The organism is Bradyrhizobium sp. B097 (assembly GCF_038957035.1).
Classification (GTDB): Bacteria; Pseudomonadota; Alphaproteobacteria; order Rhizobiales; family Xanthobacteraceae; genus Bradyrhizobium.
In genome coordinates, this window is sequence record NZ_CP152412.1 from 228,416 (window position 1) to 246,323 (window position 17,908).

At 65.1% G+C, this 17,908-nt stretch carries 17 protein-coding genes; 7 read left to right on the plus strand and 10 right to left on the minus strand.

The genetic code is table 11. The annotated features are described in order from the left end of the window. The first annotated feature begins 96 nt into the window (after positions 1-96). From AAFG07_RS01110 to AAFG07_RS01140, 7 genes are all read left to right on the plus strand, one after another. Entirely contained in the window at positions 97-657 is a 561-nt protein-coding gene (locus tag AAFG07_RS01110) for a F0F1 ATP synthase subunit delta (protein ID WP_050400899.1), read from the plus strand. Further along, positions 657-2,186: a F0F1 ATP synthase subunit alpha gene (atpA, locus tag AAFG07_RS01115; RefSeq protein WP_092121635.1), complete on the plus strand. Its 1,530-nt coding sequence runs from the start codon at positions 657-659 to the stop codon at positions 2,184-2,186. The genes AAFG07_RS01110 and atpA overlap by 1 nt, the downstream gene beginning before the upstream one ends. A gap of 119 nt (positions 2,187-2,305) precedes the next feature. After that, a complete protein-coding gene (locus tag AAFG07_RS01120; protein ID WP_212318930.1) occupies positions 2,306-3,184 on the plus strand; it encodes a F0F1 ATP synthase subunit gamma in 879 nt (292 codons plus the stop codon). A 25-nt stretch (positions 3,185-3,209) separates the two neighbouring features. Further along, positions 3,210-4,652, plus strand: coding sequence for a F0F1 ATP synthase subunit beta (gene atpD / locus AAFG07_RS01125; RefSeq protein ID WP_092121637.1), 1,443 nt, complete (start codon positions 3,210-3,212; stop codon positions 4,650-4,652). Between the two features lie 116 nt (positions 4,653-4,768). Next, complete coding sequence (locus AAFG07_RS01130) at positions 4,769-5,176, plus strand: F0F1 ATP synthase subunit epsilon (RefSeq protein WP_342725630.1); 408 nt, start codon at positions 4,769-4,771, stop codon at positions 5,174-5,176. A 203-nt stretch (positions 5,177-5,379) separates the two neighbouring features. Continuing rightward, positions 5,380-7,041: an adenylate/guanylate cyclase domain-containing protein gene (locus AAFG07_RS01135; RefSeq protein WP_342725631.1), complete on the plus strand. Its 1,662-nt coding sequence runs from the start codon at positions 5,380-5,382 to the stop codon at positions 7,039-7,041. 125 nt (positions 7,042-7,166) lie between these two features. Beyond that, positions 7,167-8,189 carry an AraC family transcriptional regulator gene (locus AAFG07_RS01140; RefSeq protein WP_342725632.1) on the plus strand — a complete coding sequence of 341 codons (1,023 nt, stop codon included), beginning with the start codon at positions 7,167-7,169 and terminating at the stop codon, positions 8,187-8,189. Positions 8,190-8,214: 25 nt separating this feature from the next. Here the strand turns inward: AAFG07_RS01140 and AAFG07_RS01145 are convergent, their stop codons facing one another. From AAFG07_RS01145 to proB, 10 genes are all read right to left on the minus strand, one after another. Further along, the gene (locus AAFG07_RS01145) at positions 8,215-8,721 is read right to left on the minus strand and encodes an RNA pyrophosphohydrolase (RefSeq protein WP_342725633.1); all 507 of its coding nucleotides are present in this window, start codon (positions 8,719-8,721) and stop codon (positions 8,215-8,217) included. 45 nt (positions 8,722-8,766) lie between these two features. After that, positions 8,767-9,270, minus strand: a complete 504-nt coding sequence (locus AAFG07_RS01150) for an RNA pyrophosphohydrolase (protein ID WP_223977761.1) — start codon at positions 9,268-9,270, stop codon at positions 8,767-8,769. Between the two features lie 82 nt (positions 9,271-9,352). Then, entirely contained in the window at positions 9,353-10,555 is a 1,203-nt protein-coding gene (locus tag AAFG07_RS01155) for a divergent polysaccharide deacetylase family protein (protein WP_342725634.1), read from the minus strand. Positions 10,556-10,705: 150 nt separating this feature from the next. Continuing rightward, positions 10,706-12,091 carry a S41 family peptidase gene (locus tag AAFG07_RS01160; protein WP_342725635.1) on the minus strand — a complete coding sequence of 462 codons (1,386 nt, stop codon included), beginning with the start codon at positions 12,089-12,091 and terminating at the stop codon, positions 10,706-10,708. After that, positions 12,088-13,488 (minus strand): peptidoglycan DD-metalloendopeptidase family protein, encoded by a 1,401-nt coding sequence (locus tag AAFG07_RS01165; protein WP_342725636.1) that lies wholly within the window; start codon positions 13,486-13,488, stop codon positions 12,088-12,090. Before AAFG07_RS01165 ends, AAFG07_RS01160 begins: the two co-directional genes overlap by 4 nt. Before the next feature lie 40 nt (positions 13,489-13,528). After that, positions 13,529-14,011 (minus strand): 23S rRNA (pseudouridine(1915)-N(3))-methyltransferase RlmH, encoded by a 483-nt coding sequence (gene rlmH / locus AAFG07_RS01170; protein ID WP_342725637.1) that lies wholly within the window; start codon positions 14,009-14,011, stop codon positions 13,529-13,531. A gap of 50 nt (positions 14,012-14,061) precedes the next feature. Then, entirely contained in the window at positions 14,062-14,430 is a 369-nt protein-coding gene (rsfS, locus tag AAFG07_RS01175) for a ribosome silencing factor (RefSeq protein WP_342729421.1), read from the minus strand. 214 nt (positions 14,431-14,644) lie between these two features. Continuing rightward, positions 14,645-15,223, minus strand: a complete 579-nt coding sequence (locus AAFG07_RS01180) for a nicotinate-nucleotide adenylyltransferase (RefSeq protein ID WP_229165810.1) — start codon at positions 15,221-15,223, stop codon at positions 14,645-14,647. 90 nt (positions 15,224-15,313) lie between these two features. Beyond that, a complete protein-coding gene (locus tag AAFG07_RS01185; RefSeq protein ID WP_342725638.1) occupies positions 15,314-16,606 on the minus strand; it encodes a glutamate-5-semialdehyde dehydrogenase in 1,293 nt (430 codons plus the stop codon). Between the two features lie 111 nt (positions 16,607-16,717). Next, complete coding sequence (gene proB, locus AAFG07_RS01190) at positions 16,718-17,860, minus strand: glutamate 5-kinase (RefSeq protein WP_342725639.1); 1,143 nt, start codon at positions 17,858-17,860, stop codon at positions 16,718-16,720. Positions 17,861-17,908 lie beyond the last annotated feature (48 nt).

The following is a 17,908-nucleotide window of genomic DNA, read 5'->3' on the forward strand; positions in this document are numbered from 1 at the left end:
AGTCCCGCTTGAATTCCAAGGGCTTGGATCGCTAGGCGCTGCTTTGGTGGCGACGGTTTTTCCCTTGCGAATTTGACAGCAAAAAAGAGCGAGCTCGTGGCTGCTGAAGATCCGTCCGTTTCGGGAGTGTCCGGTCGTTACGCAACGGCCCTGTTCGAGTTGGCGCGCGACGAGCAATCCGTCGATCAAGTCCGGGCTGACCTCGACAAGTTCGAAGCCATGCTCAACGAGAGCGCCGATCTCAAGCGCCTCGTCCGCAGCCCGGTGTTTGCCGCCGACGCCCAGCTGAAAGCGCTGACCGCGGTGCTCGACAAGGCCGGCATCGCCGGCACGTCGGCGAAATTCCTCAAGGTGCTCACCGCCAATCGCCGGCTGTTTGCCGTCGCCGATGTGATCCGCGCCTATCGCGCGCTGGTGGCGAAGTTCAAGGGCGAGGCGACTGCCGAAGTCACCGTCGCCGAGCAGCTCAGTGACAAGAATCTCGACGGGCTGAAGGCCGCACTGAAATCAGTGACGGGCAAGGACGTCGCGCTCAACGTGAAGGTCGATCCCTCCATTATTGGTGGCCTGGTGGTCAAGCTCGGCAGCCGCATGGTGGATAGTTCGCTTCGCACCAAACTCAATTCGATCAAGAACGCGATGAAAGAGGCAGGCTGATGGACATCCGCGCCGCAGAAATTTCTGCGATCCTCAAGGACCAGATCAAGAATTTCGGCCAGGAAGCCGAAGTCACCGAAGTTGGCCAGGTGCTGTCGGTCGGCGACGGTATCGCTCGCGTCTACGGTCTCGACAACGTCCAGGCCGGTGAAATGGTCGAGTTCGAGAACGGCACGCGCGGCATGGCGCTCAACCTCGAAACCGACAACGTCGGTATCGTGATTTTCGGCGCGGACCGCGAGATCAAGGAAGGCCAGACCGTCAAGCGCACCCGCGCGATCGTGGACGCGCCGATCGGCAAGGGCCTGCTCGGCCGCGTCGTCGACGCACTCGGCAACCCGATCGACGGCAAGGGCCCGATCCAGGCCACCGAACGCAAGCGCGTCGACGTCAAGGCACCCGGCATCATTCCGCGCAAGTCGGTGAACGAGCCGATGGCCACCGGCCTGAAGGCGATCGATGCGCTGATTCCGATCGGCCGCGGCCAGCGCGAGCTGATCATCGGTGACCGTCAGACCGGCAAGACCGCGATCGCGCTCGACACCATCCTGAACCAGAAGCCGCTCAACGCCCAGCCGGACGAGAACCTCAAGCTGTATTGCGTCTACGTCGCGATCGGCCAGAAGCGCTCCACCGTCGCGCAGTTCGTCAAGGTGCTCGAAGAGCAGGGCGCGCTGGAATACTCGATCATCGTCGCGGCCACCGCGTCCGATCCGGCCCCGATGCAGTACATCGCGCCGTTCACCGCCTGCACCATGGGCGAGTACTTCCGCGACAACGGCATGCACGCCGTGATCATCTATGACGATCTGTCCAAGCAGGCCGTCGCCTATCGCCAGATGTCGCTGCTGCTGCGCCGCCCGCCGGGCCGCGAAGCCTATCCGGGCGACGTGTTCTACCTGCATTCCCGCCTGCTCGAGCGCGCCGCCAAGCTCAACAAGGAGCATGGTTTGGGCTCGCTGACGGCGCTGCCGGTCATCGAAACCCAGGCCAACGACGTGTCGGCCTACATTCCGACCAACGTGATTTCGATCACCGACGGCCAGATCTTCCTGGAAACCGACCTGTTCTTCCAGGGCATCCGCCCCGCCGTGAACGTCGGTCTGTCGGTGTCGCGCGTCGGTTCGTCGGCGCAGACCAAGGCAACCAAGAAGGTCGCCGGCAAGATCAAGGGCGAGCTCGCGCAGTACCGCGAAATGGCGGCGTTCGCGCAGTTCGGCTCGGACCTCGACGCCTCGACCCAGCGCCTGCTCAACCGCGGCTCGCGCCTGACCGAGCTCCTGAAGCAGCCGCAGTTCTCGCCGCTGAAGATGGAAGAGCAGGTCTGCGTGATCTGGGCCGGCACCAACGGCTATCTCGATCCGCTGCCGCTCAACAAGGTGAAGGCGTTCGAGGACGGCCTGCTCTCGCTGCTGCGCGGCAAGAACGTCGAAATCCTCGACGCGATCCGCACCAGCCGCGATTTGTCCGACGACACCGCAGCCAAGCTCAAGACGGTGGTCGAGGGCTTCGCCAAGACTTTTGCGTAACAAGACGTTTGCGTAAGAAGACCTTCGCATAAGGGCATCGCCTGGCCGTTGGCCGGGCGATAGGAACAGAGAGGCTTGCGATCTGACCATTGCGGTCGGATTGCCGGGGTGGACGAAGAATGGCGTCACTGAAAGACATGCGGGTCCGCATCGCCTCGACCAAGGCGACGCAGAAGATCACCAAGGCCATGCAGATGGTCGCAGCCTCGAAGCTGCGCCGCGCGCAGAACGCCGCCGAGGCGGCGCGGCCCTATGCCACCAAGATGGACGCGGTGATTTCCAACATCGCTGCCGCGACCAACGGCTCGCCCGGCGCGCCGGCGCTCCTGGCAGGCACCGGCAACGACCAGGTGCACCTGCTTCTGGTCTGCACCGGCGAGCGCGGCCTGTCCGGCGCTTTCAACTCCGCCATCGTGCGTCTGGCGCGCGAGCGGGCGAACGCGCTGCTCGCGCAAGGCAAGGAAGTCAAATTCTTCTGCGTCGGCCGCAAGGGCTACGAGCAGCTGCGGCGGACGTTCGAGAAGCGGATTGTCGAGCACCTCGACCTGCGTTCGGTGCGGCAGATCGGCTTCGTCAACGCCGAGGACATCGCCAACAAGGTGCTGGCACGGTTCGAGGCCGGCGAGTTCGATGTCTGCACGCTGTTCTATTCGCGCTTCCAGTCGGTGATCGCGCAGATCCCGACCGCGCAGCAGATCATCCCGCTCGAGGTGGCTGCACCCGCGGCCAGCGTGGCTCCCGCGACCTCGTACGAATACGAGCCGGAAGAGGACCAGATTCTCGGCAGCCTGCTGCCGCGTAACCTCGCGGTGCAGGTCTTCCGTGCGCTGCTGGAGAACAACGCCTCGTTCTACGGCGCGCAGATGAGCGCGATGGACAGCGCGACGCGCAACGCCGGCGAGATGATCCGCAAGCAAACCCTGATTTACAACCGGACCCGTCAGGCCCAGATCACGAAGGAGCTGATTGAAATCATCTCCGGCGCTGAGGCGGTCTAAGACAGATTTCGAAGGAGAACAGTCCATGGCTACAGCAGCCAACCAGATCGGTCGCGTCACCCAGGTCACGGGCGCCGTGGTCGACGTGCAGTTCGAAGGCCACCTCCCGGCGATTCTGAATGCGCTCGAGACCAAGAACGGCGGCAACCGCCTGGTGCTCGAAGTCGCCCAGCATCTCGGTGAATCGACCGTCCGCACCATCGCGATGGATATCACCGAAGGTCTGGTGCGCGGCCAGGAAGTCACCGACACCGGTGAGCCGATCCGGGTGCCGGTCGGCGAAGGCACGCTCGGCCGCATCATCAACGTCATCGGCGAGCCGATCGACGAAGCCGGCCCGATCAAGTCCGAAGGCCTGCGCGCCATCCACCAGGAAGCGCCGAGCTACACCGACCAGTCGACCGAAGCCGAAATTCTCGTCACCGGCATCAAGGTCGTCGACCTTCTCGCTCCGTACGCCAAGGGCGGCAAGATCGGCCTGTTCGGCGGCGCCGGCGTCGGCAAGACCGTGCTGATTCAGGAACTGATCAACAACGTCGCGAAGGCGCACGGTGGTTACTCCGTGTTCGCCGGCGTCGGCGAGCGGACCCGTGAAGGCAACGACCTCTATCACGAGTTCATCGAATCGAAGGTCAACGCCGATCCGCACAATCCGGATCCGAGCGTGAAGTCGAAGTGCGCGCTGGTGTTCGGCCAGATGAACGAACCGCCGGGCGCCCGCGCCCGCGTCGGTCTGACCGGTCTGACGGTCGCCGAGCACTTCCGCGACCAGGGCCAGGACGTGCTGTTCTTCGTCGACAACATCTTCCGCTTCACCCAGGCGGGTTCGGAAGTGTCGGCGCTGCTCGGCCGTATTCCTTCGGCGGTGGGTTATCAGCCGACGCTCGCGACCGACATGGGCGCGCTGCAGGAGCGCATCACCACCACCCAGAAGGGCTCGATCACCTCGGTGCAGGCGATCTACGTGCCGGCCGACGACTTGACCGACCCGGCGCCCGCGACCTCGTTCGCGCACTTGGACGCCACCACGGTGCTGTCGCGCGCGATCTCGGAAAAGGGTATCTATCCGGCGGTGGACCCGCTCGACTCGACCTCGCGCATGCTGTCGGCGCTGGTCGTCGGCGAGGAGCACTACAACACCGCGCGTATGGTCCAGCAGATCCTGCAGCGCTACAAGTCGCTGCAGGACATCATCGCCATTCTCGGCATGGACGAACTGTCGGAAGAGGACAAGCTGACGGTGGCCCGCGCCCGCAAGGTCGAGCGCTTCCTGTCGCAGCCGTTCCACGTCGCCGAAGTCTTCACCGGCTCGCCGGGCAAGTTCGTCGACCTCGCCGACACCATCAAGGGCTTCCGCGATCTCTGCCAGGGCAAGTACGACCATCTGCCGGAAGCGGCGTTCTACATGGTCGGCACGATCGAAGAAGCCGTCGAGAAGGGCAAGAAGCTCGCCGCCGAGGCGGCCTAAGCTTCATGATGTCGTCATCGCCGGACTTGATCCGGCGATCCATCGAACGAGAACTTTTTTGACTGATGGACCCGCGGGTCGAGCCCGCGGGTGACAGCGCAAAGAACGGAAAGACCATGGCCACCTTCCACTTCGATCTCGTCTCTCCCGAAAAGCTCGCCTTCTCCGGCGAGGTCGATCAGGTTGACGTCCCCGGTGTGGAGGGTGATTTCGGTGTGCTCGCCGGACACGCGCCGGTCGTCGCCACGATTCGTCCGGGTATCCTGACGATCACGACCGCCGGCAAGCGCGAGAAGGTGATCGTGCTCGGCGGCCTCGCCGAGGTGTCGGACAAGGGCCTCACCGTGCTCGCCGACGTCGCGACCGCGCTTGCGGATCTCGATCGCGCGAAGTTCGCCGAGACGATCAACGAGATGCAGGAGAAGCTCTCCGAGAAGGAGGGCTCCGAACTCGACCACGCGATCGAGCGGCTCGACCACTTCAAGAGCATCCAGCACGAGCTCAACGCGACGGCTATGCACTAAGGCGCGGTTGCTGACCAGCGATCGCGCCATAGCGTCGAGTGAGCCGGCTCCTTTGTGAAATCGCTCACACTCTTCCAGTCATCGTCCGCCAAGACTTGAAGCAATCCACGCTCGCCGTACCCGGCGGGTGTTGAATGCTTGTTGCGCCCGGAAGCGTCTGGCGGCATTCTGCCCGGCATATTTGGGTTCCGGGGCTGGTGCTCATGAAGCGCAAGATCGCAGCGATCTTTGCGGCCGATATTGCAGGCTATAGTCGATTGGTTGCCGAGGATGAGGAAGAGACGCTGCGGCGGCTCGCCTCCTACCGGCAGGTCACCGACGACTTCATTGCAAAATGCGGCGGCCGCATCTTCAACACCGCAGGCGATGCGGTGCTCGCGGAATTTCCCAGCGCCGTCGAAGCCGTGCGTTGCGCGATCGACATCCAGGAGAGCCTGCGCACGCGCAACATGGCCTATCCGCCGAGCCGGCAGATGTCGTTCCGGATCGGCATCACCATCGGCGATGTGGTCGAGCGCGATGGCGATCTGCTTGGTGATGGCGTCAATATCGCAGCAAGGCTCGAGGGCCTCGCCGAGGTCGGCGGCATCTGCGTGTCGCGCGCGGTGCATGAGCAGGTCGCCAACAAGCTGTCGGTGCAATTCGCCGATATCGGCGCGCAGGAAGTGAAGAATATCCCGACCCCCGTGCATGCCTACATGGTGGCGATGCGGCGCGAGGACGGCACCTACGCGACGCCGCAGCTCAAGAAGCCGATCAAGGCTGCTGGCGCACCGGCCTGGATGTGGCCCGCTGCCATCACCGTGGTGCTGCTGGCCGCGATCGGCGTCGGCGGCTTCCTCTATTACACCAAGCTGGAAACGTCGGTGACGAAGCCTGCCGTCGTGGCCAGTTCTCCTCCGGCACCCGCGCCCTTGGTATCAGCTTCACCGGCACCATTGGTCGCACCGTCGCCGCCGGCCTCGAGCGTGCCGTCTGCAAAGCCCGCACCGCCTGTGCCGGCTGCACCGGCATCCTCGCTGCCGCCTCCGATCGCATCAGGCGACAAGCTCGCCACCGACATTGTTCCGTTCGTCAGCGACCGCACCCGCATCGCGCTCGCGACCGAGTTTTTGCCGGCAGGCAATTCCAAGGCGATTGCCCTCAACATCAACGGCTTCGTCGGCTGGAGCGTGGCGCAGCCCAGCGAGGACGTGGCGAAGACGGCAGCACTCGATCTGTGCCAGAAGCGCGCCGATAATGCAGGCTCGCCGCGCAAGTGCGAGCTGTACGCGGTCGGCAATGCCATCGTGTATGCCCATGGCCAGCCGCCGGTCCCGCCCTTGCCGTGGGTCAAGCGTGATGTGCTGGTCGAGAAGCCGTACGCCACCAAGGACGTTCCGCTGCTGCGCGAGGCGGCCAGGGCCCGGCTCGACAGCCTGTTTGTGCCGGGGCGCAAGACGCGAACCATCGCGCTCGGTCCGGGCGGTCACTACTTCTTCAATTCGGGTATCGATTCGCTCGAGGAATCGGCGCGGCGCAATTTGCAGGCCTGCGGCGCGGTGGCGGGCGTGCCCTGCACGATCGTCGTGGTCGACGATGTCTTTGTGGTGCCGATTCCGGCCACGTTCCGCGTGACCGGCTTCTTCAAGGCCGCCGACAGCCCGGTCATCACGCCGGGCGAGCGGAGCGACGTCGCGCGGAAGCTTGCCGATGCGGCGGCAGGCTGGAATGCGGTTGCGGTCGGGACGCAGGGACGGCCGGGACTGGGATTGAAGGCGGAGAACGAGCAGAGCGCGGTCAACGCCGCGCTCGGTGACTGCGCCAAGCGCGACAGCGATTGCCATGTCATCGCGGTCGGTCCGTTCACGGTCGGCCCGAACTAGAGCATGATCCGGGAAATGTGAGGCAGCTTACAGCGGGGATCGTCTACCGATGACAAGCTGCGGCGCGATGACGAATTGACCCGATCGCATCGTGATGCGACTTCGGATGTAACGGACAAGATGCTGTGCTGACTTTCTCCACCGATGCTCTCCGCCCACAGGACCGCTTCGAGCACTGGTGCGACGTGCGCGGCAAGAACCTGTTCGGGGTTACCATCGAGCTCGAGCGCGACAGGCGGCCCGATTTCAACGGACGGTTTTCCGCGACGCCGGTCGGCGGCGCCGTGCTGGCGGAAATGTCGGCGTCGTCCTACCGCGTCAGCCGGACGTCATCCGACATCGGACGTGTTCCGAGCAACAGCCTACATCTTGGCTGGCAGGTGCGCGGCCCCGGCCACATGAATATCGGCCGCGATCGCATCCAGTGGGTCGGCAACGGAGATATGGTGTTTGGCCATTCCAATCTTCCGTTTGCGTCGACGCCCGAACGGACCGACGGCTTTCGCTTCTTCAGCCTCAAGATTCCCGTCACCGAAGAGCTCGTGCTCGGTGCGCGGATCGAGGACGTGCCGCTGGTCGCGCTGGCGCGTGATGCGAGCCTGACCCGGCTTGTCGGCGCCATGTTCCGTTCCATGACGCGCGATGCGGCGCAAGCCGGGCAGTTCGCCGGCGAGGTCACGCATATGGTGCGCCTGGCGCTGCTTGCGCGCGGACGCTTGCGGCCACGCCAGGATGAGGTCCGTGCCGCGCTGCATGCCGGCTACCTTCATGCCGCGCGCGAAATCCTGCTGCGCGATCTGCATCGCGCCTCGCTCACGCCGGCCGCGGTCGCCACCGAGCTCGGCATTTCACTCCGGCAATTGCATGCACTGTTCGAGCCGACCGGCCTGTCATTCGCGCGAACGCTGACGGCAACAAGGTTGAAGGAGGCGCGGCGGCTTCTCTCATCGGTGCAGGAGCGCGGCATCGACGAGATCGCGTTCTCGTGCGGCTTCGACAGCATCGCGACCTTCTATCGCGTGTTCCGCGCAACCTACGGCATGACGCCGGGTGATGCACGGCGCCTTCCGCCGCAGGATCAGCTAGAGCATGATCCGGAAAAGTGTGAAGCGGTTTTCCGAAAAGATCATGCTCGAACGAGAATCTAAAGCGCGATGACGATTCAACCTAATCTCATTGCGCTTTAGCGAATTCCGCGAACCGGATCGCGACCGCGCGATAGACCTCGCGGCGGAACGGCACCACCAGATCGGCGACGCGATCGAGGCGCTCCCAGCGCCATCGATCGAACTCGGCGGGCTGGCCGTTGCGCGGCGTCAAGGGATCGATCTCCTCGTCGCGTCCGGTGAAGCGCAGCGCGAACCATTTCTGCCGCTGGCCGCGGAATCTGGCCAGCCGATGCGATGCCGGCCCGTCATAGGCCGGGAATTCGTAGGTCATCCAGTCGGTCTCGCCGAGATAGTCGGCGTTGACCGCCCCGGTCTCTTCCCACAATTCGCGCATCACGGCCTGGCGCGGATCCTCGCCGTCGTCGATGCCACCTTGCGGCATCTGCCATTCGAGGCCGGGCAGCACGATCTCCGGACCGTCGTCCTTGATCCGGTGGCCGATCAACACGCGTCCGTCGCCGTTGAACAGCGCGATGCCCACATTGGGGCGATAGGGCTTATCTGATGACATCTCGACCGGTGCGTCGCGCGTTGATCTGGCCGATCATCCGGCCAATTACTTGGCCGCCAGACCGGCGAATTCCTTCACGACGCGCTCATAGACCGGACGCTTGAACGGCACAATCAGCTCCGGAAGATTCTTCATCGGCTCCCAGCGCCAGGTGACGAACTCGGCCTTGTGGCCGCCGCCGGGGTGGGCGACGTTGATCTCGTTCTCGTTGCCGGTGAAGCGCAACGCGAACCATTTCTGCCGCTGGCCGCGATAGCGACCCTTCCAGGCGCGGCCTGCGACGGTGCGCGGGATATCATAGATCAGCCAGTCCGAGACCTCGCCGAGCTTTTCCACCGACTTGACGCTGGTCTCTTCATAGAGCTCGCGCCGTGCGGCCTGAAACGTATCCTCGCCGGGATCGACGCCGCCTTGCGGCATCTGCCAGACATGCGCGTCGTCGACATGCTCGATGCCGCCGGCGCGGCGTCCGATGAAGACCAGTCCCGCCGTATTCAGCAGCATGATGCCGACGCAGGTTCGATAGGGCAGGTCTTCATAACGTGCCATGCCGCCGCTACCTCGCACAGTTCCTGGCGCCATCAGACCCGGCCCCCCGGCAAGGTCTTAGGTTGCACCAACAGATTGATCTCTAGCCCGATTTTGATTTCAGCATCGCCGTTGTCAATGGCACAAGCATGATGCCCTTGGAGTCCAGTGTCTTGAGCCAGGCGCCGAGCCGCTCGATCGAGACCGGCAGCGCCGATGCGACGCCCACGGCCGTGCCGCGTTCCTTGGCGATCGTTTCCAGCCTGACCAGCGCGCGGTCGATTTCCGCCGATGTCGGCACCACGTCGATGGCGAAATCGGCCTTGGCGAACGGCAATGATTGGCCGGCGGAAAGGGCCTGCGCGAGGCTGCGCGGGGTGGAACCGTCGTCGAAGAAGCTCAAACCGCGCTTGGCCGCCTCGCGCACGATGGGCTGCATCACCGGATCGGTCGCGACGAACCGGGCTCCCATGAAATTGGCGATCCCGGCATATCCCTGCAGGCGGCTGAGGTGCCAATAGAGCCGGTCGAGGTTCTGCTCGCTGCTCAATGTGGTCAGCAGGGTCTGCGGGCCCGGATCGTTGTCGGGATAGTCGAACGGCTCCATCGGGATCTGCAGCAGGATCTCGTGGCGCTGGGTGCGGGCGCGTTCCGCGAGCTTGCCGGGATCGGCGCCGTAGGGCGTGAAGGCCAGCGTCACGGCCGGCGGCAGCTTCATGATCGCGTCAGTGGTCTTGGCGGCGCCGACCCCGAGGCCGGCGACCACGATGGCGACCACGGGCATCCGGGCCGCCTTGGCGCGGTCGGCTTCGGCCGCATAGACCGTGAACGGCTTCAGGCCGTCGGCAACCGCCGGGATCATGCCGTAGCGCGATTTTTCCAGCAGGCGCGGGTCGATCCCGGTCATCGCGAGTGGCGGCGTATCGCCATCCGTCGTCTTTTCGGCCGGATCGCCGGCGCCGATCACAACGTCCTGGCGCTTGCCGCTGGAGCCGTCGATGATGGTGACGGTCTTGGAATCGCTCGCTCCGGCCGGCGCCTTGGCGGCGGATTTGACCACCGGTTCGGCCGGGGCGTGCTTATCGTCGGCAGCGGCAGGCTGGGGATTGCGGAGCGTGATGCGGGCAATCGGTTCGCCGCCGAGCGGATTGTCGTTGAACAGGGCGACACCGGCGAAGCCGACCAGCACGAGGCCCAGCAGCACGGCGAGCGCCTGCATCGCCGTGAATGGCAAGCGGACACGGCGCGTCTTGCCCACGGTGTTCTGCCCAAGCGGCGTGCTCAGTTCGTCGGCCGCTTCTGCCATGACCCTCCCCGAATCAACAGCGCGAACGATAGCACGATGCGGTGCATTCCCGCGCGCCGGCCTCCCGGTCGAAGCACGGGCGACGGTGGACGGCGAAAGCAGAAAGGGCGGCCCGGGGGCCGCCCTGTTCGCCTAAACCATTGGATGGGATCAGTTCGCGGACTTGTTGGCCGGCTTGTCGGCGGCGGCCTTGTCGCCGGTCGGCTTGTCACCGGACGCGGTGGCCGGTGCCGGCGTGGCATTCGAGGTCGACTTGATGCCGTGCAGCAGGTCGTCCGCCATCTTGAGCGCCTTGTCGTCCTTGGCGTCCGGCGGGACGTAGGACTGCGAGCCGGTCTTCTCGTCGCCGTCGTTCTTCAGATGGCCGCGCAGCGAAGCCTCGCCCTTGGTGTCGGTGCGCGCCTTCAGCTCATCCGGCACGTCCTGCAGCACCTCGATGTCGGGCACGATGCCCTTGGCCTGGATCGACTTGCCCGACGGCGTGTAGTAGCGCGCGGTGGTCAGGCGCAGCGCGCCGTTGCCGGAGCCGAGCGGGATGATGGTCTGCACCGAACCCTTGCCGAACGAGCGGGTGCCGACCAGCGTCGCACGCTTGTGGTCCTGCAGCGCGCCGGCGACGATTTCGGAGGCCGATGCCGAGCCGCCGTTGATCAGCACGATGACCGGCTTGCCCTTGGTCAGGTCGCCCGGATGGGCGGCGCGGCGCTGGGTTTCCTCGGCATTGCGTCCGCGGGTCGAGACGATCTCGCCGCGCTCCAGGAAGGAGTCGGACACGGTGACGGCTTCTTCAAGCAGGCCGCCGGGGTTGTTTCGGAGATCGATGATGTAGCCCTTCAGCTTGTCGCCGATCTGGCTCTGCAGGTTGGCGACTTCCTTCTTCAGGCCTTCGGTGGTCTGCTCGTTGAAGGTGGTGATGCGGATGTAGGCGATGTCATCGGCCTCGACGCGCGCACGCACCGAGCGGACGCGGATGTTGTCGCGCACCAGCGTGACGTCGATCGGATTGTCCTGGCCCTTGCGGATGATCTTGAGCTTGATCTTGGTGTTGACCGGACCGCGCATCTTCTCGACGGCCTGGTTCAGCGTCAGGCCCTGCACGGCTTCGTCGTCGAGATTGGTGATGATGTCGTTGGCCATGATGCCGGCCTTCGAGGCCGGGGTGTCGTCGATCGGCGAGACGACCTTGATCAGGCCGTCTTCCATCGTGACCTCGATGCCGAGGCCGCCGAACTCGCCGCGGGTCTGCACCTGCATGTCGCGGAAGCTCTTGGCATCCATGTAGCTCGAGTGCGGATCGAGGCCGGACAGCATGCCCGAGATCGCCGACTCGACGAGCTTGCTGTCATCCGGCTTCTCGACATAGTCGCTGCGCACCCGTTCGAACACGTCGCCGAACAGATTGAGCTGGCGGTAGGTGTCCGACGTCGCGGCGCGCGCGCTCGATCCCATCAGCACAGCGCGGGGCTGCGTGACGAAAAGCGTCAGGGCCGCGCCGGTGGCGGCGCTAAGGAGAATTACCGAAGTCTTGCGCATCATCCGCGAACCTTTTCGCCTTCATTTGCGGCCCACCATGGACCTGGATCGATTGGAGTGCCGTCTTTCCGGAACTCGACATAGAGCACTGGCTGGCTCGCGTTGGTTGCGAGAATGGATGCAACCTGGGACGTCGACCCCATGGTCGCAACCGGCTCCCCGGTTAGCACAAACTGGCCGATGTTTACCGAAATACGCTCCATCCCGGCGATCAGGACATGATACCCGCCCCCGGCATTGAGGATCAAGAGTTGTCCGTAGCTGCGGAAAGGACCAGCGTAAACAACCCAGCCGTCACACGGGGTTGTGACCTGCGCCCCCGGTTTGGCGGCCAAAGAAATGCCCTTTTGTACGCCCCCTGCGCCGTCGGAACCGCCAAATTCGCGAATCTTGGTGCCATTCACGGGATAGGAGAACAGGCCTTTGGCCGAGGCGAAGGCGACTGCCGGGCTCATGCGGGCCGGGTCCTTGAGGGCTCCCAGATTCGGTTTGCCGTTAACGGTCGCCGGGGCCCCTTGGAGGCTGGCCGTGGCGGCGGCCTTGGCCGCGCTCTTGAGGTCCTGCTCCATCTTGGCGATCAGGCTCTGCAGATCGGCGGCCTGCTTCGACAGCGCGATGGCGCGGGCGCCTTCGGCTTCCATGTCCTTTTCGGCTGCGCTTTGCTGGCGCTGCCGTTCGTCGACCAGCGCCGCGAGGCGGGTCTGGTCTTCCCTGAGTTTGTCGCGGTCGGCCGCCAGCGCATCGCGCTCGGTCGAGATGGTCTTGCGCAGCGCCACCAGCTCGCCGAGATCGGACGCAAGCTTCTCGGCGCGGACGCGCAATTCCGGCACCACCGCGCCGAGCAGCATCGCGGTGCGCAGCGATTGCAGCGCGTCCTCGGGCCGTACCAGCAGCGCCGGCGGCGTGCGCCGCCCGGCGCGCTGCAGCGCGGCCAGCACCTCGATCACCTCGGAGCGGCGTGAATCGAGCGAGCCGCGGATTTCGCGCTCGCGGCCATCGAGCGGCTGCAGGCGTGCCTCGGCGTCGGCGATCCGCGTCTCGACGCCGCGCACCTGGCCGGCAATGTCGATCAGCTGCTGATTGAGCTTGCTGCGGTCCTGGCCGATCGCGGTGATGTCGGCCTTCAGCTTCTCCTGCAACTCGGTCGCCTTGCGCTGCTGTTCGCGTGCAGCCTCGAGCTCCTGCTCGCGCTGCTTGATGGCGTCGGGTGACGTCTCCGCTGTCGCGGCCTGTTGCGTGGGCGGGGCGGACTGTTGCGCGGGTGGTGTCGCCTGCGCATGCGCCGCGGTCAGCGGATACGCGACGAGCATGGCGATCGACAGAGGCAGGGATGCCGGCAACCAGCGGCGGCGCGCGATGCCGAGATGCGAATCCGAGGCTGTGTCCCGCTTGTGCTGCATTCGCGTGCGTTCAGCGCTTTCGACTGTCCGTCACCGCGCCTCAGGCGCGATGGTAGGGGTGGCCGGCCAAAATGGTCGCGGCCCGATAAATCTGTTCCAGAAGCATGACGCGGACCATTTGGTGCGGCCAGGTCGCGGAGCCGAATGCAATACGCAACGAAGCCTTGCGCTGCAATTCAGGCGAAAGTCCGTCCGCGCCGCCGATCACGAAGACAGTATGTGCTGCCCCCTCGTCGCGCCAGCGGCCGAGCTGCTGCGCAAAGCTCGTGCTATCGATGCTCTTGCCGCGTTCGTCGAGCGCGACCAGCATGTGCTTTTCCGGCAGCAGCGCCGCGATCGCCGCAGCCTCTTCAGTGATGCGCGCGGGCGTATCGCGCGCGCGGCTCTCCGCAATCTCATGGATCTCGAGGCCGCGAAAGCCGAGCTTGCGGCCGATATCCTCGAAGCGCTCGCGGTAACGCTCGGCGAGCTCCCGTTCGGGGCCCTGTTTCAGACGGCCGATGCAGATGACGACAAGGCGCATCAACGCAGACTAGCTGCGCTGCAGCCGATTCGCATCGGCTTCGATACGCCTTAGACCGCCGCGATCGCCGGGTTCTGAGTCCACAACCGCTCGAGATTGTAGAACTCACGCACCTCAGGCCTGAACACGTGCACGATCACCTCGCCGGAATCGATCAGCACCCAGTCGCAATTGGGCAAGCCCTCGACATGGATGTTCTTGACCCCGTTTTCCTTGAGGCTCTTCGTCACATTTTCCGCGATCGCGCCAACGTGCCGGTTAACCCGGCCGGTGGTGACGATCATGTAGTCGGAATATGCGGATTTGCCGCGAAGGTCGATGGTGACCGTCTCTTCCGCCTTCATATCGTCGAGGCGAGAGAGGATCAGGCTCAGCGTCTTGTTGGCATCCGGTTTGTCGGCATCCGGTTGCGCCAGCAAGGCCGCGGTTTTCGTCGATGTTTTACGCGCAGTCTTTGGACCTGAAGCCTTGGGACCTGAAGTCTTGGGAACCTTGGGTAAAACAGACTTGGACAATACAGATGTGGCCAGGGACCATTCCTTTCACTGTATCGCGGGCGCCGAATCCGGCCCCACGCACCATATTACGCATGTGGGGTTAATGGTTTCAATATTCCAGTAACCCTTTTGCGCCTCACGCCGTTCTCCAGCTCCCGTCCGGGTTCCGCAGTCCGGTCGAAGACAGATTGGATTTCATTCCTGTCAGGAACACCCATGCCGGCGCCTGTTGGTCGGCCAGCCGTGTCGCCTGATTTTCGGGCAAGCGATAGCGCATGAGCGCCTGCGCCGCCGGTGCGGCAAGGGCGCGGAAACTCTGGGGCGGACGGTCGATCACGGCAATCGGCACATCGGACGCGATGCGCCGCCAATCTTTCCAGCGATGAAATTGCGCGAGATTGTCAGCGCCCATGATCCAGACGAAGTGCACGCCGGAGACACGGCGGCGCAAGTGGATGATCGTGTCGACTGTGTAGCGGACACCGATGACAGCTTCGAGACAGCTGATGTCGATGCGCGGATCGTCGGCAACGCGACGCGCGGCCGCGGCACGCTCGTTGAGCGCATGCAGGCCATCATGGTTCTTCAGCGGATTGCCCGGCGTCAGCAGCCACCACACGCGATCGAGCTGCAGGCGCTTGAGCGCGAACTGGCTGATGGCGCGATGCGCGGCGTGCGGCGGATTGAACGAGCCGCCGAGCAGCCCGATGCGCATGCCGTTGGTATAGAACGGAAGCGCCTGGGCTGGGGATAACGGCACGGTGGAAGCTTGTTGCAATGGTCTACCGTGCGCGTGCGACAATGATCACGGCCGTGTCTGCCCGGTACCGTGGACGCGGTACTTGAAGCTCGTCAGCTGCTCGGCGCCGACCGGCCCGCGGGCGTGGAATTTGCCGGTGGCAATTCCGATCTCGGCGCCGAAGCCGAACTCGCCGCCGTCGGCGAACTGGGTCGAGGCGTTGTGCAGCACGATCGCCGAATCGACCTCGTTGAGAAATCTCTGCGCGGCAGCGGCATCCTCCGTCACGATCGCATCGGTGTGATGCGAGCCGTGATTTTGAATATGCGCGATCGCTTCATCGAGACTGCCGACGATCTTCGCCGAGATGATCGCGTCCTCATATTCGGTGTTCCAGTCCTCGTCGGATGCGGGCTTCACCCTGGCATCGGCGCCTTGCACGATGGCGTCGCCGCGCACCTCGCAACCGGCATCGATCAACAACTCGACCAGCGGTTTCAGCTTCGTCGCGGCAGCGTTGCGATCGATCAGCAGGGTCTCGACGGCGCCGCAGACACCGGGACGGCGCATCTTGGCGTTCAGCACGACCTCCTTGGCCATATCGAGTCTGGCGCTGGCATCGACATAGATGTGGTTGACGCCCTCCAGATGCGCGAACACCGGAACGCGTGCCTCCGCCTCGACGCGCGCGACCAGGCTCTTGCCGCCGCGCGGCACGATCACGTCGATGCCGCCGTTCAGTCCCGTCAGCATCAAGCCGACGGCCGTGCGGTCACGGGTCGGCACCAAAGTGATCGCGGCCTCAGGGAGACCGGCTTCACGCAGGCCCTGCACCAGACAATCATGGATCGCGCGGCAGGATCGGAAGCTGTCGGAGCCCCCGCGCAGGATCACGGCGTTGCCGGACTTAAGGCACAGCACGCCGGCATCGGCGGCAACGTTGGGGCGGCTCTCGAAGATCACGCCGATCACGCCGAGCGGCACGCGCACGCGCTCGATGGTCATGCCGTTCGGCCGCTGCCAGCTTTCGGTGACGGCGCCGACCGGATCAACAATCTCGCGCACGGTCGCCACGCCATCGGCCATGCCGGCGATGCGCACCTGCGTCAGTGTCAGGCGGTCGACGAAGGCAGCGGTCATGCCGCCCGCACGCGCCTCGGCGACATCCTCGGCATTGGCGGCGAGAATGGCCGGCGCATTGGCGCGGATCGCGCGTTCGATCGCGGCAAGCGCCCGGTTCTTCTGCTCCGGCGGCGCCAGCGCCAGCACGCGCGCGGCGGCGCGCGCCTTGGCGGCGAGGTCGGTCATCAGGGTGGCGAGATCGGCGTTGCCGTCGATCGCCTTCAGGGGCGCGCTCATGGAAGTCCCAGCTTTGGATTAAGGCCATGTTCTAGCATGGCAATTGAGGGGTGGCGAGGCGCGGAACCGGCATGGCAGGTGGGCGGCAGGCCGCCCCTCTCGGCCAATGGCCTATTTGGCCGGGATCGCGCCGGCCGGGCCGATCACAAGGTCGTCGCGGTGGATCATCTCCGAGCGGCCGCTGATGCCCAGAATGGCCATCACGTCCGGCGAGGAGCGGCCCTTGATCTTCTCGGCGTTCTCGGCGTCGTAGGCGACCAGGCCGCGGCCGATCTCATGGGTGTCGGGGCCGCGCACCACCACGGCATCGCCGCGGGCGAACTGGCCGTCGACCCGGATCACGCCGGCCGGCAGCAGGCTCTTGCCGGCACGCAGCGCCGCCACCGCGCCGGCATCGATGGTCAGCGTGCCCTTCGGCTCGAGCGAGCCCGCGATCCAGCGCTTGCGCGCGGTGACGGGATTGGCCGGGGTCAGGAACCAGGTGCAACGGCCGCCATCGGCGATCGCCTGCAACGGATGTTCGATCTTGCCGGAGGCGATCAGCATGTGGGTGCCGGCGGTGGTCGCAATCTTCGCGGCCTCGATCTTGGTGGTCATGCCGCCGCGCGACAGCTCGGACCCGGCTGAACCCGCCATCCCCTCGATCTCCGAGGTGATGCTCTCGACCACCGGGATCAGCTTGGCATCGGGATCGACCGCGGGCGGCGCGGTGTAGAGGCCGTCGATATCGGACAGCAGGATCAACAGATCCGCGCTCGCCATGGTGGCGACGCGGGCAGCGAGGCGATCATTGTCGCCGTAGCGGATTTCGGTGGTCGCGACCGTGTCGTTCTCGTTGATCACGGGCACCGCGCGCCATTCCAGCAGCTTGGCGATGGTCGAGCGCGCATTGAGATAGCGGCGGCGCTCCTCGGTATCCTGCAAGGTCACGAGGATCTGCCCGGCGCCGATGCCGTGATGGCCGAGCACCTCCGACCAGATTCGCGCCAGCGCGATCTGGCCGACCGCCGCAGCAGCCTGGCTCTCCTCGAGCTTCAGCGGGCCGCGCGGCAGCTTCAGGCGGCTGCGGCCGAGCGCGATCGAGCCCGACGACACCACCATGACCTCGCAGCCTCGCTTGTGGAGCTTTGCGATGTCGTCGACCAGCGCGGCGAGCCAGGACGCGCGGACTTCGCCGGCCTGCGAGTCGACCAATAGCGACGAGCCGACCTTGACGACGATGCGGCGAAAGTTCTTGAGCGCGGGGCGTTTCATGGGTTTGGTCTGGCAGGAAGGTGGAAGCAAGAGGCGCCACGATGTGGC

What these genes read in the sequence shown, in the direction of transcription:
- AAFG07_RS01160 (WP_342725635.1), bottom strand. Translation starts at nt 12,091, where the DNA reads ATGATGCGCAAGACTTCGGTAATTCTCCTTAGCGCCGCCACCGGCGCG.
- proB (WP_342725639.1), bottom strand. Translation starts at nt 17,860, where the DNA reads ATGAAACGCCCCGCGCTCAAGAACTTTCGCCGCATCGTCGTCAAGGTC.
- AAFG07_RS01145 (WP_342725633.1), bottom strand. Translation starts at nt 8,721, where the DNA reads ATGTCATCAGATAAGCCCTATCGCCCCAATGTGGGCATCGCGCTGTTC.
- AAFG07_RS01120 (WP_212318930.1), top strand. Translation starts at nt 2,306, where the DNA reads ATGGCGTCACTGAAAGACATGCGGGTCCGCATCGCCTCGACCAAGGCG.
- atpA (WP_092121635.1), top strand. Translation starts at nt 657, where the DNA reads ATGGACATCCGCGCCGCAGAAATTTCTGCGATCCTCAAGGACCAGATC.
- AAFG07_RS01180 (WP_229165810.1), bottom strand. Translation starts at nt 15,223, where the DNA reads ATGCGCATCGGGCTGCTCGGCGGCTCGTTCAATCCGCCGCACGCCGCG.
- AAFG07_RS01150 (WP_223977761.1), bottom strand. Translation starts at nt 9,270, where the DNA reads ATGGCACGTTATGAAGACCTGCCCTATCGAACCTGCGTCGGCATCATG.
- AAFG07_RS01130 (WP_342725630.1), top strand. Translation starts at nt 4,769, where the DNA reads ATGGCCACCTTCCACTTCGATCTCGTCTCTCCCGAAAAGCTCGCCTTC.
- AAFG07_RS01135 (WP_342725631.1), top strand. Translation starts at nt 5,380, where the DNA reads ATGAAGCGCAAGATCGCAGCGATCTTTGCGGCCGATATTGCAGGCTAT.
- rlmH (WP_342725637.1), bottom strand. Translation starts at nt 14,011, where the DNA reads ATGCGCCTTGTCGTCATCTGCATCGGCCGTCTGAAACAGGGCCCCGAA.
- atpD (WP_092121637.1), top strand. Translation starts at nt 3,210, where the DNA reads ATGGCTACAGCAGCCAACCAGATCGGTCGCGTCACCCAGGTCACGGGC.
- AAFG07_RS01165 (WP_342725636.1), bottom strand. Translation starts at nt 13,488, where the DNA reads ATGCAGCACAAGCGGGACACAGCCTCGGATTCGCATCTCGGCATCGCG.
- AAFG07_RS01185 (WP_342725638.1), bottom strand. Translation starts at nt 16,606, where the DNA reads ATGAGCGCGCCCCTGAAGGCGATCGACGGCAACGCCGATCTCGCCACC.
- AAFG07_RS01155 (WP_342725634.1), bottom strand. Translation starts at nt 10,555, where the DNA reads ATGGCAGAAGCGGCCGACGAACTGAGCACGCCGCTTGGGCAGAACACC.